A 17,456-nucleotide genomic window follows, 5' to 3' on the forward strand; every position below is an offset into this window, starting at 1 on the left:
TTAGATATAAATCAAATCATTTTTCGAGTTAATGATACGCCCAAGCAATCACTTTTGCAACGGCTGTGGGGGTGGCTAGCATGAAAGAAATGTATGAGTGGCATATTGCGATTGTTAAGGCATTGATTGACAGCATTTGGATTGGTGACACTGTATCACTGACTAAGCTGTATCGTCAATTAGACTTTGACAACGAACAACTAAATAAACTACGGGGGCTTGCCTAAATGGATAACTCATTGATTAACTTGCCAGATTACACAGTAGAATATCAACCAGCACCAATCATTATCAATAATTTGGAAGGATTGCAAGCGGCTATTGCGCAATATATATCGCGCTATTCTAATCTTGTAATCACTGAGGATAATGTCAAAGATACCAAGAACGTCCGAGCAGGACTAAACAAACTAAAGAAGGCACTAGACGAACGGCGCAAAGAAATTAAACGTGGGTATAACGAGCCTTTAGCAGCATTTGAAAAGGAAGTTAAGAAACTAGAAGCCAGTATTGATCTAGTTATTGATCCGATTGACGCTGGACTAGGTGAATTGGAAGAGCAACGCCGTGAGAAGCGTGAAACCGATGTGCGGGACTTGATTGCGGAGATGGCCCCAAACTATGGCGTAGAGATTGAGGTAATTGAATTTGATCCTCGTTGGCTGAATAAGACCATGACTAACAAACAGCTCACAAATGAGATTGCGTCAGTGATGACAACTATTAAGAATACTGCGGACAAGTTGGCTAATGACACATCGATGATTGAGCATTATGCCAAGGCCGTCGGTGTGGATTCGATTCCTTGGATTGACCAACTCAAACAAGGACAAGATGTTCAATACTTGCTAAAAGCAATTGATCGACAAGTTGAGATGGCTAAGGAACGTCAACGCCAACGGGAACTTGAGCAACAGGCTGCTGCGGAACATCAAAAGGAAACTAATTCCGGGAAGATTGTAGATACCAATACGGGTGAGGTAGTGTCATTGACTCGTACCTTGAAGATTACAGCGACCAAAGACAAAATGTGGGAACTTGCAACCTATATGAAAAAGAACGGAATCAAATTTGAAGCGGTGGAATAAATGAAATTTTATGAGGATGGAAAGATTCCAGAAATACCAAACATGTATTTTATCTATGGTGACGGCGGCACTGGCAAGACTAGTTTAATTAAACAATTTACCGGGCATAAATTACTGTTCAGTTTCGATATGTCGAGCAACGTGCTTATTGGTGATAAAGATGTTGATGTTATTATTTTCGAACATGCTGACATGCCTCAAATTCAATCAATGGTTGAACAGGCCATTATGCGTGCTATACAAAACGCTAAATATCAGATTATTGCATTAGACAACATTACTGCATTACAGAACTTGGTACTAGAAAACATTGATAATGCTGCGAAGGACAACCGGCAGAATTATCAGAAGTTGCAACTATGGTTCCGTGACCTAGGCACCATCCTTAAAGAGAGTGGAAAGACCGTATTTGCGACTGCTCACCAATTAGATAATGGATCATCAGGTATTAGTGGCGAAGGTCGATTCCAAGCCGACTTGAACGAGAAGACGTTTAACGCCTTTACGAGCATGTTTGATTTAGTTGGGCGTATCTATCTCAGTGGTGGTGAACGAATGATCGACATGGACCCAGAACAGGGCAACCATGCAAAGAACCGAATTGACAATCGCAAGTTAATCAAAGCAGGCGAACTAATTAAACAAAATAAAGGGGATAAATAACAATGGCACTTTTTACAGTAGATTCAAGCAATACTTTTGGTCAATCAGTTGAGGAAGCGGGAAAATACAACGTGGTCATCGCGTCTAGCTCTCAGTACAAGCAAAGCCAATCAACCAACAAGCCTATGGCAGTCTTCGATTATGAGGTTTTGGACGGCCAGTATAAAGGCGGCATGATCCGCTTTGACAACGAAATCTGGGATGGCACGACCGAGGATAAAGCTAAGCTTTCTGCCAAACGCTTCAGCACGATTGCAGTAGCCTTAGGCGCCCAAAATGGTTCGGCCTTTGATTCCATTGAACAATTCGTCAATCAAGCTGTAGGTAACAAGTTGGCAATTACAGTGGATTGGGAAGTTGGAAACAACGGAAAAATCTATCTAACTGTTAAGGGTTACGAACCATACATGCAAGATGGTAGTAAGCCTAATGGGGTACGACGTCCTGAGGGTCAACAAGGTGGCAGCAGTACCGGGGGCTTTGGTAGTCAATCAAGTAGTGGCTTTGGTAGTAATCAAAATAGTTCTAACAGTGGTTTTGGTGCTCCAAGCGGTCAGCCGAGCGGAGGCTTCGGTAATCAATCAGGTAATACCGGGACTACGACTAATAATCCAAGATCTGAATATAATGGCGGGCAACCATTTGATCAGGTGCCCAACGGCATGCCCTTTTGATTGGGAGAGACTAAGTGCCAAGTTGCAGAATAGTTCAACCTTGCATGGGAGTGATTAGATGCAACGCTCACGAACGCAGCTAATCGAGGACGATGGACAATACTACTTGGTCACGATGCTTGATGAGAAGCCTAATCTTGATCATATCGAGACAGTGAGCGGGACGACTGGACAATTCTATATGGACTGGGAGCTAGCTGATATACGGAAAGCTAGACCGCAACAACGGCGACTATTCTTTGCTCTGCTGAGCGATATCTATACATGGTCGGGAATGCCAACGGATTTTCTAAAGAATCTATTCTATCTGCAATACGAAGCGTTCACATTTGGCAAGCATATTAGTCTCTCAGACGTCACTACGTCCTCCGTGAGTGATGCTAATGTGCTCCTTGACCTAGTTATCGACTTCATGTTTGAGTGGCACGTACCGTTCAAGAAGGGCTATGAGCTATTACCTCGTGATCAAGAGTATTACTTGTTTCAGTGTTGCCGTCACCGTGTCTGTATGATCTGTGGTAATCGTGCTGATATCCATCATGTAGTTGGGTCAACGATTGGCTCGGGTGGCGATAGGACTAAGGTCGACCATTCAGAACGTTATGTCATGGCATTGTGCCGGAAGCATCACGGTGAGATTGAACAGATTGGACCAGATAAGTTCAGCGCTAAGTACCATGTACCAGTAGATGGGATAAAACTAGATAAAGAAACATTAAAACGAATTGGCTTGAAAGGTAAATACAGCAGTGACTAATACACCGGGTGGGTGGAATGCCCATGATTGGAGGAACTGATATGACGAAAAAAGTTGAAAGACCAAACTATTACGCCATTATTCCCGCAAGTGTTAGGTATGACAATAACCTTCCGGGAAAAGCGTCATTATTGTATGGCGAGATAACAGCCTTATGTAATCAAAAAGGGTATTGCTGGGCAAGTGATAGCTACTTTGCAGATTTGTATGGTGTGGCTAAGTCAACAATTCAAACGTGGTTAAAGGCGCTAGAAATCAATGGTCATATTTCACGTGATGTAATTTATAAAGAGGGTACACTTGAAATCGAGCATAGGTATATCAGAATTTCGGTTGGGGGATACCTAAAAACCAGATTACCCCTACACTGAAAAACCAGAGAGATAATAATACAAGTATTAATACTACAGTTAATAATACAAGTAATAAAGAACATAGTACGGCAGACGCCGAACAATTCGATTGGAAAACTGTCATTGATTATCTTAACCAGAAAGCAGACAAACATTTCAAACACACTGATGCTAATAAACGATTGATTATTGCACGTTATAAAGACGGTGGATTTACTGTTGACGAGATGAAAAAAGTTATTGATAACCAGTGCGCTAAGTGGTTGAACAATCCTGAAATGAATCAATACTTGCGTCCAGTGACTTTATTTCAAGCATCTAAGTTTGAAGGTTATCTCAATGACCAGTCAGTAAACAACCGGCAACCGCAATCACGAGAGGACTGGTTTGGATAATGGAAAACGTAACGAAACTATTCAATCAAGCCACGATTAAAAAAGTAGTAGCGGCTAGAGGCATTGACACGAATAAGTTGCCAACTAAAGAAGAATTGGATCATCAAACGATTGATAGAGCTAATGCGGGCATAATTGCTAATCGGAAACGGTATTACTATCGTATGTCAGTCTGGTCCGGAGGTGTGCCATTACGATTTAGCTTTAATGATTGGCAGGTTGATAAACAGCCTAATCAAGCTAAAGCTAGAGAGCTTGGCAATCAAGCATTTAAGTTAGCTAGGCAATTAGAGACTAACCAGTTCAACGTAGCACTTGCAGGCGGACCCGGCGTTGGCAAAACATCATTAGCGCTAGCAATTATGTATCAGCTAATGAGCGTAGGGCAGACAGCAATGTTTGTCTCAACAGCTGAGTTGCTACGACTGGTAAATGAGAAATACGAAGCACCGGACGTACGTCAACGGTTACTATACGTTTTAAAAGACATGCAAAACGTTGATGTTCTAGTTTTAGACGACTTTGGTACTGAAGGCGGTAAGCCAACTGAAAAAGGGTTCTACAAGCCAGTACACAAAGATTTGCAGACACTGATGTATCAAGTGGCGAATTCTCGTTGCGATTTTGATCATAACGAAGTCAAACATATAACCATCATTACGACTAACAACACACGTAAGCAATTAGAAAGTATGTACGACGGCAAAACAGTTGATCGTCTATATACTAAGGATACTAGCTGTCAATTGCTGTTTGACAACATGGAAGGAGTCAGAAGTGTATGAGTTGTGAATTATGTCATGATAGTAAAGTTGTTCAGCAACCACTTGGGAGTTATGGTTTCACGTTTGCCCCATGCCCGAATTGTACGAATGAGATACACGCTCATTACGAACAAGAGCTTGAAAGGAAGTTAGTCTATGGCGAGCAAAAATTGGTCGAAAGAGCTGGAAGTAATTCATAAGCTAGAAGCGAGATATGGCAGCATGGATAACGTACCTCCTAGCAAACTAGCTAACCTGCATAAGATGCCCGGAATTAAGGCCGTATCAGGCGATTACACGGAGATTACGCGCACCCAGTATAATGCCATTAAATTAGTCATGAAAGGCAAGCATGGTAAAACTAGGACGTCTCGGGAGCTAAAGCACAGTAACGTTTGGATTGATAGACGTATTCGCGCGATTGACGAGAACAAATACTACATTACGGAGGACTAAATGCCTAAACACACTGAGAAGCGTTCAACGATTAAACGGAAGCACCGGCGCATGAAGGAGCATGCAGAGAAAGCGAAGAAAGCACAGCATGATAATCATCAAGGAACCAACTAACGAGGAACGCAAGCGGGCGTTTGAAGCGTTCGGGGAGGATTTAAAATGATTAATCAGTCACTATTTACATCGAATAAAGAAGATTGGGAAACACCTCAGAGATTTTTTAACAAACTTGATTCACAGTATCATTTTGGGTGGGATCTAGCTGCTAGTGATAATAACGCTAAATGTAACGACTATTTTACTATCAAGGATAATGCGCTGGAACAAAATTGGGGGGGATTGGAAGGTAACTTATTCTTGAATCCGCCATATGGTAGACAGTTAAAGTTGTGGGTGCGAAAGGCTGCTGAAACAAGACTAAGGACTGGCCAAAGTTTGGTAATGCTAATACCGTCACGAACGGACACCAGTTATTGGCATGATTATATTTTTCCTAGTGCGGATATTGAATTTTTGCGTGGAAGATTGAAGTTTGAAGTTAATGGTATTAGTAGTGCCCCAGCGCCTTTTCCATCAGCAATAGTAATTTTTAAAGGAGACAACTAATGACTAAACAACGAAAGCACACTAAGAAGTCAGCTATCAAGAAGAAACGGCGACGGATGCGGATGAACGCGGACAAGCACAGTCATGTTACTTCAGAACGTGAGCGAGTTAAGCATGAGTATGCACCATATAAGGTGGGTGATTAAATGGGACTGGTAATTATTTCCAAGAAGCGGACTAAGTTAATGGATCCAGAGGGAATCTGGGACTATCCGGATGCGAATAGTTTCGCCTATCGCAACCATCCTGAAAGGTTTAAGGCTGATTGTGATGTGTATGATAAGTTATCTGATCAGTATGAGGAAGACCAATCCAATGCTAAGGTAGACACCTTCGACATTGGTTATGGTGGCTTCAAAAAGTTTAGAGAGTTGCTGGCAATCCCACTTGGATTTGAATATTACGTAAAGAATGACAGACAACCATGGGAGGATATCTGGCTTCGGTGTAATCGTGATGATTCTGTTGAAGTTGCTATGTTACAAGACTTCTTCCTGCATTCTGATTGCGACGGAAAGTTTGATGTTCAGCATATCCGTAACTTATTTGATGAGTTAAATAAGCTTGATAAGGTGGCTACTGAGCAAGTTCAGCAGATTGACCGATACGCCGAGTTCTATAGCTTCTTAAAAACGAGTGTCGAAGAGCACCTATATTAGGATTTTGGCTAAGGAGGTTTTGAAAGATGATTGCAGAGGGAAATATAATTGCGAAGTTCAGGGGTATTCCGTTAGTTGATGGCGAAGGGATGGAATCTATTGACGCTGATTATGATGGTGCGTTTGTATATGGAAACTTAATTAATTATGGCAATCGTAAATTTATTATCGGAGACGTTGAAGATGTTAGCGACGAATATATTTTGCCTAAATGGTGGGTTGAAGTAGACCGTAAGACTGTTGAGCAGTACACCGGTAAGGGTGATGACGTTAAAGGCGAGCCAATCTATATTGGTAGCATTGTTAAGACGTGGTCAAATGCTAGTGAATTAATGATGAAGCCAACCATTAATGAAATAGTTGCAAGAGATTTGTTTGGTCGTCCCGGTGTGTTCTTAAGACCAGCGGGTCAACATCTAATTGAACCGTGCCTACACGACTCTTGGAGCAATCAATTTGAAGTTATTGGCGACATTCATCGCAATGCTGACCTATTGGAGGTAAGTGAATGAGTTATATAAGAGCGATGTGGGTGTTTCTGGTCACCTATATATTGCAGCGTTCAATGTTCAATATTACCTCGCACTTTGACTTATTCATTTTCTATGGTGTAGCTGTGCTAATGGCACTAGTTAGCTATATTACAGGGCGTATTGAGGAAATTAAGGAGGGCTAGTGATGATTAAAATGTATCACAAGACGGCAACTATCATGGCTGAGCAGTTCAACGACACGAATGATGCTAAGTTTGTTCAGATCGTTAGAAAGTATAAGCTAACACAGCCAGAACCTTTTAGCGCAGCGTTCCATTTACCAACAGTAAATAGTGATATGAGAATTAATTACGGCGATTGGATTGTCACAGGGGATAAAGGCGAGCACTGGGCGATTGCTGATGATGTGTTTAAGCAGACGTATGCTGAGTTGCCGGTGATTCCACAAGCGGTTGCTGATTATATTGAGAAATGTAAGTACCAGCATCGTTCACTTGCGTCTGCGTTGGTGGAGACTGATATGCCCACAGATGTTCAAGACTATTTTAGAAATTACCAATCTATTGAGCTATGGATATCGTTACAAGATAATTTTGCCCGTGTGTGGTTGGACTGGGACCAAGTGGAGGAACCGCATGAAGATTAAACCGATTACTACGGATGAACAGTGGTTCCAATATTTACGCAGAGCTGAAAGAACGGATGACCACTTGCTAGGTTTTATTCGCTTAATGATGAACACCTATCCTAGTGGCAATTGGATTCGTGCATTGCACACCAGAGGACGTAAGTACAAGCAGAATCGTTTCTATTACGATGGTTTAACGCCAGAGCGACGATATGAGTGCTTCAATCGTTATTTTAAAACCGCTTGGGGTAAGGAACATCGTTTCTTTCAAGGATGGGAGTGACAACATGACAGCTAAAATCGGTGACGTTGATTCTTATGACACCACATATTGCCCAGTTTGTGGGGAGAATGATTTCTTCATAGCTGAGAAAGTTTCAGGCGAAACAATTTTTCGCTTTCGTGGTGATGGAGAGGCAGTTGACAATTCTGGAATGTTCGACAGCATTACGAGTACCAGCACCCAGTCCAGTAAGTATTGCTATTGTACAGAATGCGGTGAGCGACTGTTTAAGGTGGCGAAATGATGAGTAAAGTACATGAGTTAAAGATTGCACCAGAGTACATGGCTGCACAGCTGGCAGGAATCAAAAACTTTGAAATCCGCTACAACGACCGTGATTTTCAAGTTGGCGACCAGCTTCGGTTGCGTGAATGGGACGGATCTAAGTATACGAGACGTGAAATCACCGCATATGTAACGTACATTACCTCTTATCAGCAGAAGCCCGGTTATGTGGTGATGAGCACCAGACCATTTTTATAGGAGGTGTTTAAATGAGTGACCGACCTGAGATCACTGGCAAGTTAAGTGGCCTAATCGAAAAGAAGTTAAGGAATAATCACATGTATTGGAGCCCAGAGGTTAACTTTGACAAGAATATGCAGGGCGAACGCCGAGTTGATTATGTTGGCTTTAAGCCGTACACGCCGGGGTATGTTATCGAGCCCGCTAGTGTGGAACTTGGCACGTTTGTGTTCTATGAGGTTAAATCATCGATGGCAGATTTTGAATCAGGTCATGGACTTACGTTCTACGGTGATGAAAACTATCTGGTTTGTACTACAGAGCTAGCGGAGCAGCTACAAGCAGAACTTAAAATCCCACGTAATATTGATGCAATTCTTTGTCCTAACAAGGCTTGGACGGGATTATGTAAAAAATTCGATGTCAAAAGCCAACAATCGCATCGTCGAAGACCTGCAGCAGAGATTCTTTGGGCAATTATTCAATCACATGGTGATCGAAACTTTAATTAAAATTCTTATTTTATGTAGGGAGTGAGTAACTTGGAAATTGGAACATGTATCGCAAGACCGAGTGAATTCAAGGTGATTAGAGTTACTAAAAGGCTTAGTGAAGAAGTGCGTGCGGAGTTTGAAAAAGCGCGTGAGCAAGATGATAGTCGGGCTAGCCGTGATAATAGACCAAGGCATACATGGCAAACAATTTATAAATTCCATGGGCTTATTTGGGATGATGTTTGGGGCTATGGTTTCTTGGCAAATTATGGTAAGGACAACCAATATCGTAGGCAGAGCATTGAACTTGATGATCGGATTATCGAGGATGCTAATGGTGAGCAATTCTTGATTCACGGAGATTTGTTTGAACGTTATTTTATGTAGGAGGAATAGCTAGTGAAAGCGTATAGGCTATCTATTCATGATTTCCCAGATGCAGGCAATGCTATTGTGTTTGCAGGTTCTGTATCTGCCGCTAAGACTAAAGCATACCAGCCTGACGTATGTGGATATGACATTGATCCCGAAGCATGGACTGATATTAGAGCAGTCAGGTTTAAGGAATTCGATGGCATGGAAGACAAGACGCCAGCAGAGATAGAAAAGGCGCTAATGAACTTATGAATGTTAAATAATATTTGTAATTTGTAGGAGGGTGACATGACTGTTGAAGAACTAATCAGCCAGTTAGAAGGCTGTGAAAATATAAACTCGAAAGTATATTTTTCTGATGGTCACGGTAATGATTATTGGATTGAGAGCATCGATGATCAGGCGGATGCTACTTACATCGAGTGCCACGGATGCGAATGAGGAGGGATGGACTTGAAACGTTCGACTATCCGCAAGGTGGAGGATATCTTGCGGGACTATCCAAAGATTGACAAGTATATCGAAGAACGTGAGCAAGAACTGCGCTACCCAGTGACACCGGGTGATGATAACGTGGGTGGCGGCAAAGCTCAATATAAGTATGGTACCCAGACGTTAGACACGTTGATTACGATTGATGAGGATCGGCGCATTAACGCGCTGAAACGACAGCGAGACATAATTGATGATTGCTTGAATGGTGTGGGTAACGATACTGAGGTTATTATTAAAGAGCTGTATTTCTGCAGGCGGCCACAATACACGATTGATGGCTTGATTACCAACCATTTAATTAATGTGAGTCGTGCGAATGCATTTCGACTAAAGTCACAATTCATTGCGGACTGTGCTAGGGGAATGGGATTATATGATCTAAGTTGAGACTATTCTGATACTTTTGACCCCTATAAACATGATAAATTAGTAGTATGCCAAGTGCAATTGAGTGCAGTACGACTCCAAAAAATTACAGACTGGTAGTCGTTGTGGGCTAATTGGTAAGCCACGGTGAGATGCGGGTTCGACCCCCGTCAGCGACATAGTTATGCAGAACGGTATCTCATGAGAGCCAAAACTGTATGACGAGTGGATGTTCTAGGTGTGATTGTAACTGGTAGACGTACTGGGAGAGGGCGGATTGGCCTCCGTATGTGGTTCGATTCCACATCAATCACGTTGCTTCGCGGGTAGCGTAATACCTAGCGTTAGTCCTGATTATGACCTAAAACTGATTATGGTGCTTGTGGCGGAATAAGGCAGACGCTTCGGGTGAGAGACAAAGGTTTGAGCAAAGGTAGCGGTAAATGGCGGCACATAAATGGCTCGAGTAGCTACCAGCCTTCAAAAGTAAATAGATAGTAATTCGCCCGTGGAGTTAGTCTGAAATACGACCATATCCGTGCCTAAGCTATTTACAACAGTCATGTAGGGTGCGAATCCCTACCGAGCACATAGCCAGCAGGGTAAATAAGGAGGAAGCTCCTCTCTTGAACTGATGGCGAGTTTATTAGTTTAGCAGCCCGGTCGGTCCCGGGCTTTTTTGATACATAAATGTAGGAGGTGGCAGCAATGTCAACGTTAGTAATTATCGTCGTGGTGGCGCTGGTCACCGAAGTATTATTGGCGATTGGTCGTCATGAAGGTTGGTGGTCGTAATGGGAATCAAGCGCACGCCGGAGGGCCTAGAATGGGCCATTGACCGCAAGATAGATCATGACTTAGCCAATTGGCCTGAACATAAGAAGAAGCGTCCTAAGCGAAAGCGGGGCGCTTTTAATTTGAACAAGAATAAAAAGGTGGTTAATAAAAATGGACAATGAAAAGTTTATTACAAAGTGTAAGCAATTAGTTTCGGACTATGCAACCAAGCATTTAGATGCTACGGATGGTAATGCCGTTACAGTAGATGATGTATATATTGTTTGGCTGTCTAAGGTACTACAGAATAACAAAGCTATGGCAAGTACCACATTGCCGGATGGAATGTACTACGAGCTTACCTACAACGGTGATAAGAGTGAGATTTACCTTGATGCCTACAAGAAGTTTGAGAATATTTGCTATAAAATTTAACTTTTTAATTCAGAAAATAAAGGATGGTAATTATTATGAACAAAGAATTGTTGAAGAAGTTACAAGTTGAATATGACGATTTAATGGATAAGATTTCTAAAGCTTGGCCTGCTGCTGGTAACTCAGAGATTCCGGATGCGCAACGACAACTTATCGGTATTCAAGCAAAAGCCATGGAGACATATGCACAAGTGCTAGCAATTCGAATTCACTTACTCGAAAAGTAATAGATTAATCAAGCTATTAAATGGAGGTGCAGGTGGTATGTAATGAATAAACGAGAACAGGCTGGTAAGGACTACGCGTCAGGGATGGCTTACAAAGCTATTTCAGCTAAGTGTGGTGTGCCAGTCAATACACTTAAGTCGTGGCGAACACGCGATCATTGGAAACGGGATGCATCTACCACCAAAGAGGTACACCCAAAACGTAAAAGGAATGCACCCAAGGTTGCACCTAAAATAATCGATGAACTAGAGGCAAACAGTGAGCTTACAGATAAGCAGAAACTGTTCTGCCTCTTTTATTTGCAACGGTTTAACGCAACCTGGGCATATATGAAAGCTTATAAATGTGATTATGATACAGCGCATGCGAGTGGTGCAAGGATGTTAGCCAATGTTAGCGTAAAGGCACAACTCGCTGAGTTAAAGAAGCAGCAGCGTTCCGAGTTGCTCGTAACCATCGACGATATCACCAACGAGTATGCTAAGCAGGCTTTTGCAAGCCTTGGTGATGTACTAGATTACAAGGTGCATGAAGAACTAGTAGCAGATACGGATGGTAATGTGTTCCTCGACACAGACGATAATCCAGTCAAGAAGCATGTTGCTGACATTTACTTGAAACCGAGTGATCAGATTGATTGGACGCTAATACAGGATATCCACCGTGGCAAGGATGGCTTAGTGGTCAAACTGTACGATAAGCAGAAAGCATTGGATAGTTTGTCTAAGCTGATTGGTGATGATGACAACAATGTCAACGAACAGAAAGTCCGCAAGCTGAAAGCTGATGCTGATATTGCAGAGGCCAAGGCACGACTTTTAAATGTTGATGGTAATAATACAGAGACTAAAGTAGCTGAGTATCTAGATAAGTTAGATAATGTGTTGGATGGTGACAATGATGGCAATAAATGAGTTATATACGCCTAAGCAAGTTCAAGTATTAAAGACACTGCGGCGGACTGATTGGCGTTTGTTGATTAATTACGGGGCTGTGCGTTCAGGTAAGACGGTAGTCGATAATGATGTGTTTTTAATGGAGTTACGTCGAGTACGGGCCGTTGCTGATAGATTAGGCGTCAAGGAGCCTATGTTTATCCTTGCTGGGTATTCTAGTAAATCGCTACAGAATAACGTCCTACAAGAGCTAACTAACAAGTATGGTATTGATTTCCAGTTCGACAAGCATAATTCGTTCACGCTATTCGGTGTAAAGATTGTTCAGACGTTTACCGGCTCTATTGCTGGGCTTGGTGCCATCCGTGGTATGACGTCATTTGGCGCGTATGTCAATGAAGCCAGTCTTGCTAATGAAGAAGTGTTCAATGAAATTCTAAACCGTTGTTCAGCACAAGACGCACGCATTGTATGCGATACAAACCCGGATGTACCTACACATTACTTGAAAGCTAGTTACATCGATAATAAGGATCCCAAGGCGGGCGTTGTCAGCTACCATTTTACGATTGATGATAACACGTTCCTACCGACTAAGTACGTTGAGAATATGAAAGCCGGTACGCCGTCAGGGATGTTCTATGACCGTTCTATCTTAGGTCTGTGGGTATCTGGTGAAGGTATGGTTTATCGTGACTTCAATAAGGAAGCCATGATGATTCCACATTCTAAACTGCCAAGCAATCTAACTTATTATGCGGGTATCGATTGGGGCTATGAGCATAAGGGTACGATTATTGTTATGGCGGATGACCATGCTGGCAATACGTATCTAGTTGAGGAACATACCCGGCAGTATGAAGAGATTGATTACTGGGTAGAAGTTGCTAAGGATATCGAGCAGCGGTATGGCAAGATTAAGTTCTGGGCTGATAGCGCGCGACCTGAACACGTTGCACGATTCCAGCGTGAAGCAATCAAGTGCTATAACGCAAAGAAGTCTATATTATCAGGGATTGAGTCAGTGGCTAAGAGCATGAAGCAAGGCCACTTTTTTGTTGTCCAAGAAGCAATGGATAACAAAAAAGTGGGTACTGATAAGGCCGGGTATCATTACTTCTTGGATGAAGTTTATATGTATGTGTGGGACAAGGGCACAGGGCTGCCAGTCAAGCTAAACGATGATGTAATGGATGCGGTTCGTTACGCTATCTACAACATGCACGAAGGCATTAAGGCACGAGTAACTAAGAAGCCAAGACAATTGAGAGGATAGGAGGTGTACGAATGCAATTTGACTTAAAAGAGAAGCGTGGTTCTAATGTAACAGTTGATCGTGAGCTTGCGGGCGATATTGATAATCCAAGTTTTGAGGTAATCAATTATGCTATCAATCAGCAACGGCAACGACTCGAACGCTATAACGCGCTAGAACATTATTATGAAGGCAATCAAGACGTTTTAACGCGGACACTTGATAGTGAAAAATTAGGACGTGCGGACGAGAAAGTTATGACTAATCATGCGAAGTATATTACTGATATGATTACAGGCTTTACAACTGGTAATCCCGTTAGCATCGCACCAGCGAAAGACAAAGATATTAAAGCTATTACGGACGCACAAGACCGGATGGATGTTGATTCACACAACACTGAACTGGAAAAGGATTTAAGTGTGTTTGGTTGCGCGTATGAGTTGCTATACGTTAAGCAAACGTCAAGCGATGCCGTTGAGCTAGCTATTGAAAAGATTGACCCACGTGGCTGCGTTCTAGTTACCGATGATACTTTAGATAAGAATCCATTGTTTGGGATTTACTACGTTGAAAAGAAAGACTTGCTGGGCAATACTAACGGATATCTAATTACTATTTATACGGCAAACTGGATCATTCAATACCGAACTAAGACAGGCTATGTGTTATCTGATACTAATTTAGTAGACAAGCCAAAAGCCATTCAGCATTATTTCAAGGGCGTCCCGCTAATTGAATATAGAAATAATGAAGAACGACAGGGTGACTTTGAACAAACCATTAGCTTGATTGATGCGTATAACGAACTCCAATCAGACCGTATCACTGACAAGCGGAACTTTGTGGATGCATTGCTGGTAGTTTATGGGTTCACTCTCGACAGCGAAGACGGTGAGGAAACAAACTTAAAAGATGGTGTACTTGAAGCACCTGGCAAAGGTGATCAAGGTGCTGGCGTTGAATGGCTAACTAAGAGCTTCGATGAATCACAGCTACAAGTATTAGTGAAGTCAATTAAAGACGACATTCATCAAACGTCATACGTTCCTAATATGAATGATGAGAACTTTGCAGGTACGATTAGCGGTGAAGCAATGAAATATAAACTGTTTGGTCTACTTCAATTACTAGCGACTAAGCAGCGGTATTTGACACGTGGTATTCGGCAACGATTACAGCTTATGCAGAACTTGCTAACGTTTGAAGGTCAAAAGGTAGATGCTACGGGCGCCCCAATTACGATTGTTCCTGATATTCCAGTTAACATGGCAGATATTATTAGCAATATTAAGAACTCGGAAGGCGTCATTCCACAACTTGTAGCATTGGGATGGTTGCCGGGAACGAATGATCCTCAGGAATTAATGAATATGTTGGATCAGGAAAAGCAAAAGGCCATCAAGCTACAACAGCAAGCAATTGGTGGTGAGCCGGAGACTGATAAGCAGGAGGTGGCCGCGGATGATTCTGGCAAAGTTTCAGTACAAGACAAACCGGATAGTAAGCTACCAAATAACGGGGCACGCACATCAGGCCAATAAGGGCTATGACATTGTATGTGCAGCCGTTTCAGTATTGAGCCAAGCAATTACTAATGAACTATCACAAGCCACTGTCAGTGAAGACGGTGGCCTTTTTATTGGACTAATTGAACCGAATACTAAGAATACAGTGCTTTGTGACACTTTGTTACACGGTCTATTAGACATTGCTGAGCAGTACCCTGAGAACCTACGAGTGGTGAACTTGGAGGTGTAACGGATGACGGATAAGCGAAAGCTAGACTACTGGCAACTTCGAGCGGTACAAAGCGAGCAACGAGCGCATGATGCAGCTAATGCTAAGGCGGATATTATCGCTAAAGCATACTTGCGAGCACAAACTTATTTGACTGGTGAAGTTAATCAAATCTACAAACGATATTTTGGGGATGCTGAAACTACCGAGGCGGAAGCTAAGCAGATTCTTAATACTAAAGTGAGTCCTACAGAATTAGTTACGTTGCGGGCATTAGCTAATAATGTGACTGACAAAGAGTCTATGAAGCAAGTCACTGATTACTTGTCGCAGATGGCTGCTAAAGGACGTATCACTAGGCTGGAAGAGCTTAAAGCTAAGAGTTATATTGCTGTTAAGCAAGCAGCAAGCGTTGAAGTTGAACAATCAATTGATTTGTACACTAAAGTTATTCAGGATGGGCTTAAGCAAGCTGATAGTGAGATTAAGCTTGGTGAGTTTGGTAAAGATATCGAGTTGCCAAGTAGTAGTAAGCAGGAAATGCCTGAAACATCCGTTAAACGGATTGTTAATCCGACCACGGACAAAGAGATAGTGGCAGTTCAAACTACCCCAGATAAGCCGATAACGCAGTTTAAAGAATTGTCTGGTAAGTACGTTAAGGCTGCACTTGATACACCATTCGAAGGTAAGAGTTATTCACAACGAATCTGGCATAATACGGACCAACTCGCCGAACGATTGGGCGAGTTATTTACTGCTCAACAAATGAGCGGAATGCGTGAACGTGATATGGAGCAGGCTTTGATGAAAGAGTTCAATGTTGGAGCGTATTACGCTAGACGTTTGATTCGTACCGAAGCTAATTACTTCCACAATAAGACTAAGCTTGACGAGTGGAAGCAACGAGGTTCAAAGCAATATCAATTGGTTGCGGTGCTTGATATGCGAACGTCAACAATTTGTCGAAATATTGATGGTAAGGTTTACGAAGTTGCTAAGGCAAGTGTGGGCGTTAACTACCCGCCATTACATCCGAATTGTAGGACTGTAGCCATCCTCTATCGTGCTGATAGCAAGTACACGTTATCGCGTACGGTGAACGACCCAATTACTGGTAAGACTATGAAGTTGAAGCCTAATGAGAACTACCATGATTGGGAGAAGCGATTAGTTGCTGAGCATGGTCGCAAAGAAGTAGATTTAGGCCAGAAAAAGGTAGATAATTACCGTAGTGATTCTAAGCAGTATCATCAGCTACAGGATGATATGGACAATAAAAATGTCCCTGTTACACTCGATAACTTCCAGAATATGAAGTACCGCAATGATGAGGACTGGAATGAACTGCAGGATTATCATCGTCAGCGGGTTTCAGGTATGTTGTCGCCACACATGAATTTCAAGGATTATCGAGCTTTGTATAGAATGGCATCCAAAGAACTTATCGGAGTAACAACTTTCGATGGATGTACAGTTAAATCTTTAAGTAAGCATTTCATGGAACGATTTGTTGGTTCAAGTAATAACCCATTACCGAAGTCAAATGGCACTGCTGAAAGAATTCGAACAGGCGTTCATGTTGAGGGCATAAAAGATGCGTTGATCAATGGTAAAGCAATATCCAGTTCTACCGATGACACTGTTAAGTTGTATTCAGGCAAAGATACGCGTGTCGCCTTGAACTTTAGGACTGGGAATATAATTCAAGTAAATCCTATACACCGAAACAAGGAGAAAAAATAGTATGTACACATACGATATTTTACTAAGCGATTACGAGCTACTGCTAAAGATTGCTGATACAGGAGCCAAAGTAGATATATTTGGTACTACTGATTGGATTAAAAAGAATGATAAAGTGGTGACATTACATTTTGCTGATTTTGAATCTTTTGACAATTTCATGATGTATGTAGACATGTTTGAAGCATCATCTGGAATGGATGAAGAGCAAGAAAATTTGACAGCTACTGGTATTCAATTACAAAAGATTTACGATGGTGCCTATGCTTTAGATGTGGATGATGAATAATGATAGGATTTCAGATAGTTATGGGCCTAACGGTGGTTTTATCACTGTTGGGTCTTTTTAGTAGAAGTTTATTGG

The 17,456-nt window shown here is 42.1% G+C and carries 30 protein-coding genes and 1 tRNA gene; all 31 read left to right on the forward strand.

Going from position 1 to position 17,456, the window contains the following annotated elements; translation table 11 throughout:
• Positions 1-80 precede the first annotated feature (80 nt).
• The 31 genes from ACG95_RS14580 (at position 81) to ACG95_RS04755 (ending at position 17,381) form a co-directional block, all read left to right on the forward strand.
• Positions 81-227 (forward strand): hypothetical protein, encoded by a 147-nt coding sequence (locus tag ACG95_RS14580; RefSeq protein ID WP_173425504.1) that lies wholly within the window; start codon positions 81-83, stop codon positions 225-227.
• Complete coding sequence (locus ACG95_RS04630; protein WP_047999388.1) at positions 228-1,088, forward strand: DUF1351 domain-containing protein; 861 nt, start codon at positions 228-230, stop codon at positions 1,086-1,088.
• Positions 1,089-1,751, forward strand: a complete 663-nt coding sequence (locus ACG95_RS04635; RefSeq protein WP_047999389.1) for an AAA family ATPase — start codon at positions 1,089-1,091, stop codon at positions 1,749-1,751. It abuts the gene before it with no gap.
• Between the two features lie 2 nt (positions 1,752-1,753).
• Positions 1,754-2,425, forward strand: coding sequence for a DUF669 domain-containing protein (locus tag ACG95_RS04640; RefSeq protein WP_047999390.1), 672 nt, complete (start codon positions 1,754-1,756; stop codon positions 2,423-2,425).
• A gap of 58 nt (positions 2,426-2,483) precedes the next feature.
• A complete protein-coding gene (locus tag ACG95_RS04645) occupies positions 2,484-3,182 on the forward strand; it encodes a putative HNHc nuclease (RefSeq protein WP_047999391.1) in 699 nt (232 codons plus the stop codon).
• 41 nt (positions 3,183-3,223) lie between these two features.
• Entirely contained in the window at positions 3,224-3,553 is a 330-nt protein-coding gene (locus ACG95_RS13955; protein WP_053072674.1) for a helix-turn-helix domain-containing protein, read from the forward strand.
• A 104-nt stretch (positions 3,554-3,657) separates the two neighbouring features.
• Entirely contained in the window at positions 3,658-3,930 is a 273-nt protein-coding gene (locus ACG95_RS14995; RefSeq protein WP_420324095.1) for a conserved phage C-terminal domain-containing protein, read from the forward strand.
• On the forward strand, positions 3,930-4,715 hold the full coding sequence (locus ACG95_RS04655) for an ATP-binding protein (RefSeq protein WP_047999392.1): 786 nt from the start codon (positions 3,930-3,932) through the stop codon (positions 4,713-4,715). Before ACG95_RS14995 ends, ACG95_RS04655 begins: the two co-directional genes overlap by 1 nt.
• Positions 4,716-4,916: 201 nt before the next feature.
• The gene (locus ACG95_RS04660) at positions 4,917-5,150 is read left to right on the forward strand and encodes a hypothetical protein (RefSeq protein WP_237756454.1); all 234 of its coding nucleotides are present in this window, start codon (positions 4,917-4,919) and stop codon (positions 5,148-5,150) included.
• Positions 5,151-5,309: 159 nt separating this feature from the next.
• Positions 5,310-5,756 (forward strand): DNA N-6-adenine-methyltransferase, encoded by a 447-nt coding sequence (locus ACG95_RS04670; protein WP_047999395.1) that lies wholly within the window; start codon positions 5,310-5,312, stop codon positions 5,754-5,756.
• Positions 5,756-5,902 (forward strand): hypothetical protein, encoded by a 147-nt coding sequence (locus ACG95_RS14510; RefSeq protein ID WP_160300359.1) that lies wholly within the window; start codon positions 5,756-5,758, stop codon positions 5,900-5,902. Before ACG95_RS04670 ends, ACG95_RS14510 begins: the two co-directional genes overlap by 1 nt.
• On the forward strand, positions 5,903-6,415 hold the full coding sequence (locus ACG95_RS04675) for a hypothetical protein (RefSeq protein WP_047999396.1): 513 nt from the start codon (positions 5,903-5,905) through the stop codon (positions 6,413-6,415).
• Between the two features lie 26 nt (positions 6,416-6,441).
• A complete protein-coding gene (locus tag ACG95_RS04680) occupies positions 6,442-6,927 on the forward strand; it encodes a YopX family protein (RefSeq protein WP_053072678.1) in 486 nt (161 codons plus the stop codon).
• A gap of 166 nt (positions 6,928-7,093) precedes the next feature.
• Complete coding sequence (locus ACG95_RS04685) at positions 7,094-7,555, forward strand: hypothetical protein (RefSeq protein ID WP_047999397.1); 462 nt, start codon at positions 7,094-7,096, stop codon at positions 7,553-7,555.
• On the forward strand, positions 7,545-7,820 hold the full coding sequence (locus tag ACG95_RS04690) for a hypothetical protein (RefSeq protein WP_047999398.1): 276 nt from the start codon (positions 7,545-7,547) through the stop codon (positions 7,818-7,820). Before ACG95_RS04685 ends, ACG95_RS04690 begins: the two co-directional genes overlap by 11 nt.
• A gap of 4 nt (positions 7,821-7,824) precedes the next feature.
• Positions 7,825-8,064: a hypothetical protein gene (locus ACG95_RS04695; RefSeq protein WP_047999399.1), complete on the forward strand. Its 240-nt coding sequence runs from the start codon at positions 7,825-7,827 to the stop codon at positions 8,062-8,064.
• Positions 8,064-8,303 carry a DUF3850 domain-containing protein gene (locus ACG95_RS04700; protein WP_047999400.1) on the forward strand — a complete coding sequence of 80 codons (240 nt, stop codon included), beginning with the start codon at positions 8,064-8,066 and terminating at the stop codon, positions 8,301-8,303. The genes ACG95_RS04695 and ACG95_RS04700 overlap by 1 nt, the downstream gene beginning before the upstream one ends.
• An 11-nt stretch (positions 8,304-8,314) precedes the next feature.
• Positions 8,315-8,797 (forward strand): hypothetical protein, encoded by a 483-nt coding sequence (locus ACG95_RS04705; RefSeq protein ID WP_053072680.1) that lies wholly within the window; start codon positions 8,315-8,317, stop codon positions 8,795-8,797.
• A gap of 30 nt (positions 8,798-8,827) precedes the next feature.
• Positions 8,828-9,166: a hypothetical protein gene (locus tag ACG95_RS04710; protein ID WP_047999401.1), complete on the forward strand. Its 339-nt coding sequence runs from the start codon at positions 8,828-8,830 to the stop codon at positions 9,164-9,166.
• 12 nt (positions 9,167-9,178) lie between these two features.
• Positions 9,179-9,406 carry a hypothetical protein gene (locus tag ACG95_RS04715; RefSeq protein ID WP_047999402.1) on the forward strand — a complete coding sequence of 76 codons (228 nt, stop codon included), beginning with the start codon at positions 9,179-9,181 and terminating at the stop codon, positions 9,404-9,406.
• A 36-nt stretch (positions 9,407-9,442) separates the two neighbouring features.
• A complete protein-coding gene (locus ACG95_RS14515) occupies positions 9,443-9,595 on the forward strand; it encodes a hypothetical protein (RefSeq protein ID WP_160300360.1) in 153 nt (50 codons plus the stop codon).
• Positions 9,596-9,607: 12 nt separating this feature from the next.
• A complete protein-coding gene (locus ACG95_RS04720; protein WP_047999403.1) occupies positions 9,608-10,036 on the forward strand; it encodes a transcriptional regulator in 429 nt (142 codons plus the stop codon).
• 98 nt (positions 10,037-10,134) lie between these two features.
• Positions 10,135-10,194: transfer RNA gene (locus ACG95_RS14360), tRNA-OTHER, on the forward strand.
• A gap of 769 nt (positions 10,195-10,963) precedes the next feature.
• Positions 10,964-11,227 carry a DUF6275 family protein gene (locus ACG95_RS04725; protein WP_047999404.1) on the forward strand — a complete coding sequence of 88 codons (264 nt, stop codon included), beginning with the start codon at positions 10,964-10,966 and terminating at the stop codon, positions 11,225-11,227.
• A 35-nt stretch (positions 11,228-11,262) separates the two neighbouring features.
• Complete coding sequence (locus ACG95_RS04730) at positions 11,263-11,454, forward strand: crAss001_48 related protein (RefSeq protein WP_047999405.1); 192 nt, start codon at positions 11,263-11,265, stop codon at positions 11,452-11,454.
• Positions 11,455-11,496: 42 nt separating this feature from the next.
• Positions 11,497-12,369 carry a terminase small subunit gene (locus ACG95_RS04735; protein ID WP_047999406.1) on the forward strand — a complete coding sequence of 291 codons (873 nt, stop codon included), beginning with the start codon at positions 11,497-11,499 and terminating at the stop codon, positions 12,367-12,369.
• On the forward strand, positions 12,356-13,627 hold the full coding sequence (locus tag ACG95_RS04740; RefSeq protein WP_047999407.1) for a PBSX family phage terminase large subunit: 1,272 nt from the start codon (positions 12,356-12,358) through the stop codon (positions 13,625-13,627). The genes ACG95_RS04735 and ACG95_RS04740 overlap by 14 nt, the downstream gene beginning before the upstream one ends.
• Positions 13,628-13,638: 11 nt before the next feature.
• The gene (locus tag ACG95_RS04745; protein ID WP_047999408.1) at positions 13,639-15,150 is read left to right on the forward strand and encodes a phage portal protein; all 1,512 of its coding nucleotides are present in this window, start codon (positions 13,639-13,641) and stop codon (positions 15,148-15,150) included.
• Entirely contained in the window at positions 15,071-15,367 is a 297-nt protein-coding gene (locus ACG95_RS14170; protein WP_082137301.1) for a ribosomal-processing cysteine protease Prp, read from the forward strand. The genes ACG95_RS04745 and ACG95_RS14170 overlap by 80 nt, the downstream gene beginning before the upstream one ends.
• Positions 15,368-15,370: 3 nt before the next feature.
• Positions 15,371-17,092, forward strand: a complete 1,722-nt coding sequence (locus ACG95_RS04750; RefSeq protein ID WP_082137302.1) for a minor capsid protein — start codon at positions 15,371-15,373, stop codon at positions 17,090-17,092.
• Between the two features lies 1 nt (position 17,093).
• Entirely contained in the window at positions 17,094-17,381 is a 288-nt protein-coding gene (locus ACG95_RS04755) for a hypothetical protein (RefSeq protein WP_047999409.1), read from the forward strand.
• The last annotated feature ends 75 nt before the right edge of the window (positions 17,382-17,456 follow it).

The organism is Lactiplantibacillus herbarum (assembly GCF_001039045.1).
In the GTDB taxonomy this organism is placed as follows: domain Bacteria; phylum Bacillota; class Bacilli; order Lactobacillales; family Lactobacillaceae; genus Lactiplantibacillus; species Lactiplantibacillus herbarum.

Coding starts and splice junctions, on each gene's coding strand:
- ACG95_RS04755 (WP_047999409.1), top strand. CDS start 17,094: ATGTACACATACGATATTTTACTAAGCGATTACGAGCTACTGCTAAAG.
- ACG95_RS13955 (WP_053072674.1), top strand. CDS start 3,224: ATGACGAAAAAAGTTGAAAGACCAAACTATTACGCCATTATTCCCGCA.
- ACG95_RS04695 (WP_047999399.1), top strand. CDS start 7,825: ATGACAGCTAAAATCGGTGACGTTGATTCTTATGACACCACATATTGC.
- ACG95_RS04640 (WP_047999390.1), top strand. CDS start 1,754: ATGGCACTTTTTACAGTAGATTCAAGCAATACTTTTGGTCAATCAGTT.
- ACG95_RS04730 (WP_047999405.1), top strand. CDS start 11,263: ATGAACAAAGAATTGTTGAAGAAGTTACAAGTTGAATATGACGATTTA.
- ACG95_RS04655 (WP_047999392.1), top strand. CDS start 3,930: ATGGAAAACGTAACGAAACTATTCAATCAAGCCACGATTAAAAAAGTA.
- ACG95_RS04750 (WP_082137302.1), top strand. CDS start 15,371: ATGACGGATAAGCGAAAGCTAGACTACTGGCAACTTCGAGCGGTACAA.
- ACG95_RS04740 (WP_047999407.1), top strand. CDS start 12,356: ATGGCAATAAATGAGTTATATACGCCTAAGCAAGTTCAAGTATTAAAG.
- ACG95_RS04745 (WP_047999408.1), top strand. CDS start 13,639: ATGCAATTTGACTTAAAAGAGAAGCGTGGTTCTAATGTAACAGTTGAT.
- ACG95_RS04645 (WP_047999391.1), top strand. CDS start 2,484: ATGCAACGCTCACGAACGCAGCTAATCGAGGACGATGGACAATACTAC.
- ACG95_RS14580 (WP_173425504.1), top strand. CDS start 81: ATGAAAGAAATGTATGAGTGGCATATTGCGATTGTTAAGGCATTGATT.
- ACG95_RS04670 (WP_047999395.1), top strand. CDS start 5,310: ATGATTAATCAGTCACTATTTACATCGAATAAAGAAGATTGGGAAACA.
- ACG95_RS04660 (WP_237756454.1), top strand. CDS start 4,917: ATGGATAACGTACCTCCTAGCAAACTAGCTAACCTGCATAAGATGCCC.
- ACG95_RS14170 (WP_082137301.1), top strand. CDS start 15,071: ATGATTCTGGCAAAGTTTCAGTACAAGACAAACCGGATAGTAAGCTAC.
- ACG95_RS14510 (WP_160300359.1), top strand. CDS start 5,756: ATGACTAAACAACGAAAGCACACTAAGAAGTCAGCTATCAAGAAGAAA.
- ACG95_RS04705 (WP_053072680.1), top strand. CDS start 8,315: ATGAGTGACCGACCTGAGATCACTGGCAAGTTAAGTGGCCTAATCGAA.
- ACG95_RS14515 (WP_160300360.1), top strand. CDS start 9,443: ATGACTGTTGAAGAACTAATCAGCCAGTTAGAAGGCTGTGAAAATATA.
- ACG95_RS04685 (WP_047999397.1), top strand. CDS start 7,094: ATGATTAAAATGTATCACAAGACGGCAACTATCATGGCTGAGCAGTTC.
- ACG95_RS04735 (WP_047999406.1), top strand. CDS start 11,497: ATGAATAAACGAGAACAGGCTGGTAAGGACTACGCGTCAGGGATGGCT.
- ACG95_RS04680 (WP_053072678.1), top strand. CDS start 6,442: ATGATTGCAGAGGGAAATATAATTGCGAAGTTCAGGGGTATTCCGTTA.
- ACG95_RS04690 (WP_047999398.1), top strand. CDS start 7,545: ATGAAGATTAAACCGATTACTACGGATGAACAGTGGTTCCAATATTTA.
- ACG95_RS04725 (WP_047999404.1), top strand. CDS start 10,964: ATGGACAATGAAAAGTTTATTACAAAGTGTAAGCAATTAGTTTCGGAC.
- ACG95_RS04700 (WP_047999400.1), top strand. CDS start 8,064: ATGAGTAAAGTACATGAGTTAAAGATTGCACCAGAGTACATGGCTGCA.
- ACG95_RS04635 (WP_047999389.1), top strand. CDS start 1,089: ATGAAATTTTATGAGGATGGAAAGATTCCAGAAATACCAAACATGTAT.
- ACG95_RS04630 (WP_047999388.1), top strand. CDS start 228: ATGGATAACTCATTGATTAACTTGCCAGATTACACAGTAGAATATCAA.
- ACG95_RS04675 (WP_047999396.1), top strand. CDS start 5,903: ATGGGACTGGTAATTATTTCCAAGAAGCGGACTAAGTTAATGGATCCA.